Here is an 8507-nt window from a genome sequence, read left to right on the forward strand (position 1 = left end):
ATCCTGTGGTCGGCCCGCCCTTCAGGGGGGTGCCTCCGGCCGGGTGCGGGCAAGGCCCCCGGGGGGGCGCCACCCCCACGCCCCCCCCCCCCGCCCGGGGCGGCCCGCGGCGCCGTCGGCTACGACGCGGGCCGGGCCTCCCCCTGGGCCTGCGCCACCAGCTCGAAGGCCGTCCTGCCGTCCAGCGACTCACGCACGATGTCCGCGTGGCCCGCGTGGCGGGCGTGCTCCTCCACCAGGTGCAGGAGCAGCCACCGCATCGAGACCCTGCCCTCCTTGGGGAACCAGGGCGCCTCGGGGAGCGGGAAGGTGTCGTCCAGGCTCGGGACGGAGCGGATGAACTTCTCCAGCTCCGCCACGACCCCCTCCCAGAATTCCAGGACCTGCGGAACGCTCTCGCCCTCGACCAGACGGAAGCTGTCGCTCCAGGTCTCCTCGGTGCGCTGCTTCTCGTTCGGCTGCTGCTGTGCCATCCGCAGCCAGCCCAGTTCCGTCTCCGCGACGTGCTTCAGCAGCCCCGACAGCGACAGCCCGCTCGCGCTCGGGCGGCTCGCCGCCTGCTCCTCGGTCAGGCCGAGGACCGAGCGGCGCAGGGCGCCCCGCTGGGCCTCGACGAAGGACAGGAGCGCTCCGCGCTCGTCGCCGTAGGACTCCGAGGGAACGTGAGTGACCATGCCGATCCACCGCCTTTTCCGTATGCCGTGCATGTCGTTCCCCCCTTCCGGGGGGCGAGGAACACGTTACGAAGGGTTGCGGTCAGGATCTGTCCGCAATGCGGGTCACTGGGCGGCGCCCTCGGGACGGATCGCCGGGAGCTGGGTCTGCGGCGTCGGGAGCAGGGCCTTGGACAGGTCCTGGTTGCCCTTCTCGTCGAGCCCGTACATCGCCTCGTAGATGTTGCGGACGGCCGGACCGGACGCCCCGGAGCCCGTACCGCCCTGGGAGATCGTCATGACGATCGCGTAGTCCCCGGTGTACGAGGCGAACCACGAGGTGGTCTGCTTGCCCTGGACCTCGGCGGTGCCCGTCTTCGCGTGCATCGGGATCTGCTTCTGCGGCCAGCCGCCGAAGCGCCAGGCCGCGCTGCCGGTGGTGGCCACCGAGGCGAGCGCGCCGTCGATGTCGTCGCGCAGCTCCTCGTCCATGGGCAGCCGGCCCTGTTCCTTCGGCGCGATCTCCTTGACCGAGGTGCCGTCGGCGCTGACGATCGCCTTGCCGATGCTCGGCTGGTGCATCATGCCGCCGTTGGAGATGGCCGCGTAGATCGACGCCATCTGGATCGGGGTGACGAGGGTGTCGCCCTGGCCGATCGAGTAGTTGATCGCGTCGCCCTCGCGCAGCTGGTTGCCCTGGCGGCAGTTCTCGTACGCGATCTTCTCGGCGTACGAGCCGTCCTTCTTGCCGTCGCGGCACCAGGCGGCCTTGTTCGCGTCGAAGAAGTCCTTCTTCCACTGGCGGTCGGGGACCCGGCCGTTCACCTCGTTCGGCAGGTCGACGCCGGTGGCCTTGCCCAGCCCGAACTCGTGGGCCGTCTTGAGGAACCAGTCGCTCGGGTCCTTCCTGGGGTTGATCCCGCCGTCCTTCTTCCACTCCTTGTCCGCGATGCCGTAGTAGACGGTGTCGCAGGAGACTTCGAGGGCCCGGCCGATGGTGATGTCGCCGTAGCCCTGCGACTCGAAGTTGGTGAAGTTCTGGCTGCCGACCGAGTACGAGCTGGGGCAGCCGTAGCGCCCGTTGAACGGGTACCCGGCGTTCACCGCGGCGGTCGAGGAGACGACCTTGAAGATCGAGCCGGGGGCCGCCTGGCCCTGGATCGCGCGGTTGAGCAGCGGGTAGTTGGATTCCCTGTCGGTGAGGGCGGCGTAGTCCTTGGCGGAGATGCCGCCGACCCACGCGTTCGGGTCGTAGGTGGGGTTGGAGGCCATCGCGACGATGCGGCCCGTCTTGGCCTCCATCACGACGACCGCGCCCGAGTCGGCCTCGTAGTTCTTGTGCGTGATCTTGTCGTACGTCTTGCGGGCCTCGACCATCGCGTTGTTCAGCTCGCGCTCGGCGACCGCCTGCACGCGCGAGTCGATCGAGGTGACGATGTTCGAGCCGGGTGTCGGCTTCTCGGCCTGCGCCTGCCCGATGACCCGGCCGAGGTTGTCCACCTCGTAGTGCGTGACGCCGGCCTTGCCGCGCAGCTCCTTGTCGTACGTGCGCTCCAGGCCGGAGCGGCCCACCTGGTCCGAGCGCAGGTACGGGGAGTCGGTCTTCCTCGCCTTGGTGATCTCCGCGTCGGTGACGGGCGAGAGGTAGCCCAGCACCTGGGAGGTGTTGGCCTGGTCCGGTGCGGGGTAGCGGCGCAGGGCGGTCGGCTCGGCGGTGATGCCCGGGAACTGCTCGGCGTGCTCCCTTATCTCCAGCACCTGGTCCGTGGTCGCCTCGTCGGTGACGGGGATCGGCTGGTAGGGAGAACCGTTCCAGCACGGCTTGGGCGTCTTGGCGTCGCACAGCCGGACGCTGTTGACCACGTCGTCGGGCCTCAGGCCCAGGACGCCGGCGAGCCGGGTCAGTACGTCCTTGCCCTTGTCCTTCATCTTGGTCAGGTCGGTGCGGCTGGCGGAGACGACCATGCGCGTCTCGTTGTCGGCGAGGGGCACCCCGCGGGCGTCCAGGATCGAACCGCGCACGGCGGGCTGGACGACCTGCTGGGTGTGGTTGTTCTTCGCCTCGTCCGTATACTCCTGGCCGTTGCGTATCTGGAGGTACCAGAGGCGCCCGCCGAGGGTGAGCAGCAGCGAGAAGACGACCACCTGGATGACCACCAGGCGGTTCTGGACCCGGGGCGTGCGCCCCGTCTCCGGAATGTTGCTCAACTCAGGTCTCCCCCGGAACGCTGCCCGCCGCCGACTCGCACGAGTCTAGAACGAGGTCAGAACGGGAAGGTCGTCCGGCCGTGCTGGACCGAGATCCACTTCTGGGTGGTGAAGGCCTCGATCGTGGCTTCGCCGTTGAGTCGTCCCAGGCCCGAGGCCTTCTCCCCGCCGAACGCGGCGAGCGGCTCGTCCCCGATGGTCGAGTCGTTGACGTGGATCATCCCGGTCTCGATCCGCTGCGCGAACCGGACGCCGCGCTCCACGTCCCGCGTGTGCACGGCGCCGCTCAGCCCGTACGGGGTCGCGTTGGTCAGCCGTACGGCCTCGTCCTCGCCGTCGAAGACCACCAGCAGCGCCACCGGGCCGAAGATCTCCTGGCCGAGCAGCGGGGAGTCCTCGGGGAGGCCGGCCAGCACGGTCGGCTCGACCAGGTTGCCGCGCGTAGAACCGCGTACGAGGGCCTGGGCCCCGGATTCCACGGCCTGGTCGACGAGCGCGGTCAGGGCGTCGGCCTGGAAGGAGTTGATCAGCGGGCCGATGTGGGTGTCCGCCTCGTGGGGGTCGCCGGTCTTCAGGCTCCGCACCCGGGCGGTGAACTTCGCGGTGAACTCCTCCGCCACCGAGGCGTCCACGAGGATCCGGTTGGCGGCCATGCAGACCTGGCCCTGGTAGACGAAGCGGCTGAAGACGGCCGCGTCCACCGCGTAGTCGAGGTCGGCGTCGTCGAGGACGACGAGGGCGCTGTTGCCGCTGAGCTCCAGGACCGTCCGCTTGAAGTGGCGGGCGGCGACGGAGCCGACGTGCCGGCCGACCCGGTCGGAGCCGGCGAAGGAGATGACCTTCGGGACGGGGTGCGTCAGCAGTGCGTCGCCTATCTCGGCGATGTCGGTGACCAGCACGTTCAGCAGTCCGGCGGGCAGGCCCGCGTCCTCGAAGACCTTGGCGATGACTCCGCCGCCGACCACGGGTGCGTTCTGGTTCGGCTTGATCACCACCGCGTTGCCCAGGGCCAGGGCCGGGGCGACCGACTTCAGGGTGACCAGGAACGGGAAGTTGAACGGGCTGATCACGGTGACCACGCCGACCGGCAGGCGCTGGACCCGGTTCTCCTTGCCCTCGACCTGCGACGCGAGGATGCGGCCCTCGGGGCGGACGGCCAGCTGGATCGACTCGCGGATGAACTCCTTGGCGAGGTGGACCTCGTACTCGGCCTTGGGACGGGTCCCGCCGAGCTCGTCGATCATCGCCTCGATGATCTCCTTTTCGCGCTCCTCGGTGATCCGCAGGGCGCGTTCCAGGACGGCGCGTCTGGCGTACGGGCTGGTGGCGGCCCACTCTCTCTGGGCGCGCTCGGCGCCGCGGTAGGCCTGGTCCACCTGCTCGACGGTGGCCACGGTGATGGCCGCGAGCTTCTCCCCGTTGTACGGGTTGACGTCGATGATGTCCCACGAACCGGTGCCGGCCAGCCATTCGCCGTCGATGTACTGGTGAGCCAGGTCGTCGAATATGGACATGCCATCCCTTACTGCGAGCGCGCACCCGTGCGCTGCACCGGAGACCGATCGGTCATCATGCACTGATCAGACGTCATACTACGTGCGAATCAAGACAGTTGGAGGAGGCCGCGGAGAAGATCCCGCGTCCGGTCAGGGTCGGGGCAGTCGGCCTGAAGCCGCTCCATCGCCCGTCCGTACTGCCTCACTTCCTCGTCTTTGTCCAGGTAGAGGGCACTGGTGAGCTGTTCCAGATAGACGATGTCCTGGAGGTCGGACTCCGGGAAGCGCAGCAGGGTGAAGGCTCCGCTTTCGCCCGCGTGGCCGCCGAAGGAGAACGGCATCACCTGGAGCTGCACGTTGGGCCGCTGGGAGACCTCGATCAGGTGCTCCAGCTGACCGCGCATCACGTCGCGGTCGCCGTACGGGCGGCGCAGCGCGGCCTCGTCGAGGACGGCGTGGAAGACCGGGGCGCTCTCGGAGACCAGCACCTTCTGGCGTTCCAGGCGCAGTGCGACCCGGCGGTCGATCTCGGCCTTGGTGGCCCCGGGCATGCCCCGGCTGACGACGGCCTGGGCGTAGGCCTCGGTCTGCAACAGGCCGTGGACGAACTGGACTTCGTAGATCCGGATGAGCGACGCCGCGCCCTCCAGACCGATGTACGTCTGGAACCATCCGGGCAGCACGTCGCCGTAGCTGTGCCACCACCCGGCCGCATTGGCCTCGCGGACCAGTCCCAGCAGGGACTCCCGCTCCGCGCCGTCCGTGACTCCGTAGAGCGTGAGGAGGTCCTCCACGTCCCTTGCCTTGAAGCTCACCCTTCCCAACTCCAAGCGGCTGATCTTCGATTCGGATGCGCGGATCGAGTAGCCGGCCGCCTCACGGGTGATGCCGCGGGATTCTCGGAGTCGCCTGAGCTGAGAGCCCAGGAGGATGCGGCGCACCACAGAACCGCTTGCTTCTGCGGTCACTAGTCCTGCCCTCCCCATCGCCTTGTGTACGCGTGGTCTGCGCGTGGTGTGCGTCGCCGGGGCCCCCGAACCCCAGGGCCCGCAGTCTGCCACCAAAACGCATCGGCCCGTACTCGTTCTGTAACGGAATCCGGGCTGCCGCAAAAGAAGTCCGTAAGTATGCGTAGGAAGAAATGAGCAAGAACCATCACGGGAGTGGACAGGTCCGGCGCGTGCACGTGCATCTGCCCTTGCATCCAGCTTCTGCATTCGGAACGATGGTGCCGCGCACCTGCGTGCTCTTCGCGCCGGCGCCGGACCCACCCCGCAGTTCTTTCTGGACGGAGTCACCGCTCCGGCCGCGAATCCCGGGAGTGCCTCGCATGGGGACGAATGGATCGACCATGCTCGAGCCGTTACGGCAGGGGCTGCCCCCGGTCGACCCCACGGCTGTCTCCGGGTCCGCTTCCTGCGCTCTGCCCGCCCGCTTCGAGGCGGTGCGGGGCGCCCGCTCGTTCACCAGGTCGACCCTGTCCCAGTGGGGCCTCGACGAGCGCTTCGACGACGTCGCCCTCGTGGTCTCCGAACTCGTGACCAACGCCCTGCGCCACGCCCTGCCGGACGACGCACGGCCCGGCAGCGGCGCCGCGGGCGAGCCCGAGGCCTCGGTACGGCTGCACCTGATGCGGTGGAGCACCCGGCTGGTGTGCGCGGTACGGGACCCCAGCGAGGACCGGCCGGGCGGGTCGTTCGCACCGGAGCGGACGCAGGAGAACTGCGACCTGGAGTCGGGGCGCGGGCTGTTCCTCGTGGACGCGTACAGCGACAGCTGGGGCTGGCACCCGCTCGCCGGGCGGCTGACCGGCAAGGTGGTCTGGGCGCTGTTCATGCTCCCCGAATAGCCGTTCCGCGCGGTCGTTGCGCGCAGGCGTTCCGCCGGGTGCACACAAGCCAACTGGCCGGGGTTGATCGTTTCGATCAGTCCCGGCCAGTGCACGTGCATGGCTTGATCGGCGCGCTGTTCCTTCAGGCGATCAGGTGGTCGAACTCGCCGTCCTTGACGCCCAGCAGCAGCGCCTCTATCTCGGCCGGCGTGTAGACGAGCGCCGGCCCGTCCGGGAAGCGCGAGTTGCGCACGGCGACGGCGCCACCCGGCAGCTTGGCGAACTCCACACAGGAACCTTGCGAGTTGCTGTGTCTGCTCTTCTGCCAGGTCACTCCGTCGAGTTCTGCAGCTGCCATCCCGTTGTACGCGTGGTCCACAGGAAGCCCCCGATAGTGCAGATGTCAACTGCACCGGATCATAGCTGTGTTCATAAGCGCATGCATGGGCAGATGCACGTGCACGCGGAGGGTGCTGCCTTGATCACTGTCAGGGAAGAACTCGGGTGGATCAGGGACGAATCAGACCCTTATAAGGCCTGCATCAAGAACCGGACCCCCGGGTCTTCAGAACTCCTTCAGAGTTGTGAGGAGGCGCGGGGCGCTGTTCCATGGTCGGGCCCGACACCCGGGAATCCCGTCACCCTTTGGGGGAAGCGCATGCTCCGCAACGCCCTTGAGCCCTGGCACCTGATCCTGCTCCTCGTGGTCTGCGTCCTCGTCTTCGGCTCGAAGAAGCTGCCCGACATGGCCCGCTCGGTGGGCCGCTCGATGCGCATCCTGAAATCGGAGACCCAGGCCCTGCGCAGCGAGAGCGGCGACCAGCCGTAGCGCGGCGCGGGCCGCAGGACAGGGCCCGGACGGGACCTAGCGGGGCAGCGGCGGGCGTTTGCCGCCCATGTGGGCGCGGTCCGCGGCGGCCGTGCCGTCCTCCCAGCCCGCGTGGTCGGTGGCCCCGCGCAGCCGGGTGGTCGTGGTCCGCGGGAACATCTCGTCCGCCCGGGAGGTGACGGCGACGTCGCGGGCGACCAGGGCGGGCAGGTTGTCGGGGGCCTCGGCCACGGTGTGCTCGGCGGTCTCGGCGAGCCGCTGGCCGAGCCGGCTGGCGTACGCGAGCAGGAAGGACTGCCGGAACGTCTTGGTGCGCTTGCGTCCGCCGGAGCGCTGCGCGGCCTCGGCGCGGGTCATGGCGGCCGTGCCCTGCACGAGCAGCGAGGTGTAGAGCAGCTCCACCGCCTCCAGGTCGCTCTCGAAGCCCACCACGGTGGAGAACTCGAAGGCGCTGTTCCACACCGCCCGGCAGCGGTTCGCGGTGGCCACCGCGTCGAGCAGCACCGCCTTGGCCTCCTCGTACGGCGCCTCCACGCCGATCCGGCAGGCCCCGGGCACCTGGGCCGGCCCCTTGCCGCTCGCCGCGAGCAGGGCCTCGTCGACGGTGTGCCGGGCCATCAGCTCCTGGGCCTTGGCGCTGAGCGCCTCCGCCTCCTCCGGGTACGTGGTCGCCTCCGCCTTGGCGAGCAGGGCGCGGATGCGGCCGAGCATGCGGGGCTCGATGTGCGCGTGCTCCAGGGCGTCGGCGGCCGGGTCGCCGGGAACCGGGCCCACCGGTTCGATCGAGGGCAGCCGGATCAGCAGGCGGAACACCTCCAGCACACCGGTCGCCAGGGTGAACCGGTCCGTCCGCTCCCGCTGCGCGAGCCCTTCGCCGTACTCCGCGTCGTCCGCCCACCACACCTCGGCGTCGGTCCACCGCTCGGGCAGCCGCGCGTACCGGCGGGCCTCGGCGGCGATCAGGTCGCGGGTGATCCGCAGGTGCCGGTCGCCGAGGTCCCGGCCCACCAGGCGGAGCACGTCCGCGGGCTGCCAGCCCCGCTCCCAGGCCTGCCGTACGTACGCCTCGCCGCGCGCCAGCAGCCCCCGTCCGACCTCGCCCCACTGCCCGCCGTCGCCGACGAGCACGGAGGCCCCGGCATCCAGCCCGGCGTCGTCCTGGCCGTAGAGGGCTGCTTCGCACGCACGATCGACGATCTCTCTCACCCCCACAGCTTGTCACGGCCCCCCACCGCCACCGGCGGCCCAGCCCCGGAGGACCCCGCCCCCGATCCGGCCCCGCCGGTCATCGCGGCACGGGGGCAGGGGGCACGGGGCACGGGGGGCTCGGGGGCACGGAGGCTCTGGGGCACGGAGGCTCGGGGGCACGGAGGCTCGGGGGCACGGAGGCTCGGGGGCTCGGGGGCTCGGGGGCTCGGGGGCGGAGCCCCCGCAACGGCGCGCACGCGGGCAGCGGCAGCGGCAGCCGACGCGACGCCGCGGGCGAGGCT

Annotated in this window: 8 protein-coding genes; 2 read left to right on the plus strand and 6 right to left on the minus strand. The window is 70.1% G+C overall.

Translation table 11 applies throughout. The features are described 5' to 3' along the window. Positions 1-119: 119 nt before the first annotated feature. The 4 genes from ACFXA3_RS19705 to ACFXA3_RS19720 form a co-directional block, all read right to left on the minus strand. Positions 120-674 (minus strand): DinB family protein, encoded by a 555-nt coding sequence (locus ACFXA3_RS19705; RefSeq protein ID WP_385188377.1) that lies wholly within the window; start codon positions 672-674, stop codon positions 120-122. Between the two features lie 105 nt (positions 675-779). Further along, a complete protein-coding gene (gene mrdA, locus ACFXA3_RS19710) occupies positions 780-2861 on the minus strand; it encodes a penicillin-binding protein 2 (RefSeq protein ID WP_385188378.1) in 2082 nt (693 codons plus the stop codon). 56 nt (positions 2862-2917) lie between these two features. Next, on the minus strand, positions 2918-4375 hold the full coding sequence (locus tag ACFXA3_RS19715) for an aldehyde dehydrogenase family protein (protein WP_385188379.1): 1458 nt from the start codon (positions 4373-4375) through the stop codon (positions 2918-2920). Between the two features lie 89 nt (positions 4376-4464). Then, positions 4465-5343, minus strand: coding sequence for a helix-turn-helix domain-containing protein (locus ACFXA3_RS19720; RefSeq protein ID WP_385188380.1), 879 nt, complete (start codon positions 5341-5343; stop codon positions 4465-4467). 365 nt (positions 5344-5708) lie between these two features. On the opposite strand from ACFXA3_RS19720, the gene ACFXA3_RS19725 reads away from it, so the two are divergent. After that, complete coding sequence (locus tag ACFXA3_RS19725; RefSeq protein WP_385188381.1) at positions 5709-6206, plus strand: ATP-binding protein; 498 nt, start codon at positions 5709-5711, stop codon at positions 6204-6206. 124 nt (positions 6207-6330) lie between these two features. Here the strand turns inward: ACFXA3_RS19725 and ACFXA3_RS19730 are convergent, their stop codons facing one another. Then, positions 6331-6546, minus strand: a complete 216-nt coding sequence (locus ACFXA3_RS19730; protein WP_051696354.1) for a DUF397 domain-containing protein — start codon at positions 6544-6546, stop codon at positions 6331-6333. Positions 6547-6846: 300 nt separating this feature from the next. On the opposite strand from ACFXA3_RS19730, the gene tatA reads away from it, so the two are divergent. Then, the gene (tatA, locus tag ACFXA3_RS19735) at positions 6847-7017 is read left to right on the plus strand and encodes a Sec-independent protein translocase subunit TatA (protein WP_385188383.1); all 171 of its coding nucleotides are present in this window, start codon (positions 6847-6849) and stop codon (positions 7015-7017) included. Positions 7018-7053: 36 nt separating this feature from the next. On the opposite strand, the gene ACFXA3_RS19740 is transcribed toward tatA, so the two are convergent. Further along, complete coding sequence (locus ACFXA3_RS19740; protein ID WP_385188385.1) at positions 7054-8223, minus strand: DUF2786 domain-containing protein; 1170 nt, start codon at positions 8221-8223, stop codon at positions 7054-7056. Positions 8224-8507: the final 284 nt, after the last annotated feature.

The organism is Streptomyces sp. NPDC059456 (genome assembly GCF_042750055.1).
In the GTDB taxonomy this organism is placed as follows: domain Bacteria; phylum Actinomycetota; class Actinomycetes; order Streptomycetales; family Streptomycetaceae; genus Streptomyces.

Coding starts and splice junctions, on each gene's coding strand:
- ACFXA3_RS19725 (WP_385188381.1), top strand. CDS start 5,709: ATGCTCGAGCCGTTACGGCAGGGGCTGCCCCCGGTCGACCCCACGGCT.
- ACFXA3_RS19715 (WP_385188379.1), bottom strand. CDS start 4,375: ATGTCCATATTCGACGACCTGGCTCACCAGTACATCGACGGCGAATGG.
- ACFXA3_RS19730 (WP_051696354.1), bottom strand. CDS start 6,546: ATGGCAGCTGCAGAACTCGACGGAGTGACCTGGCAGAAGAGCAGACAC.
- ACFXA3_RS19720 (WP_385188380.1), bottom strand. CDS start 5,343: ATGGGGAGGGCAGGACTAGTGACCGCAGAAGCAAGCGGTTCTGTGGTG.
- tatA (WP_385188383.1), top strand. CDS start 6,847: ATGCTCCGCAACGCCCTTGAGCCCTGGCACCTGATCCTGCTCCTCGTG.
- ACFXA3_RS19705 (WP_385188377.1), bottom strand. CDS start 674: ATGGTCACTCACGTTCCCTCGGAGTCCTACGGCGACGAGCGCGGAGCG.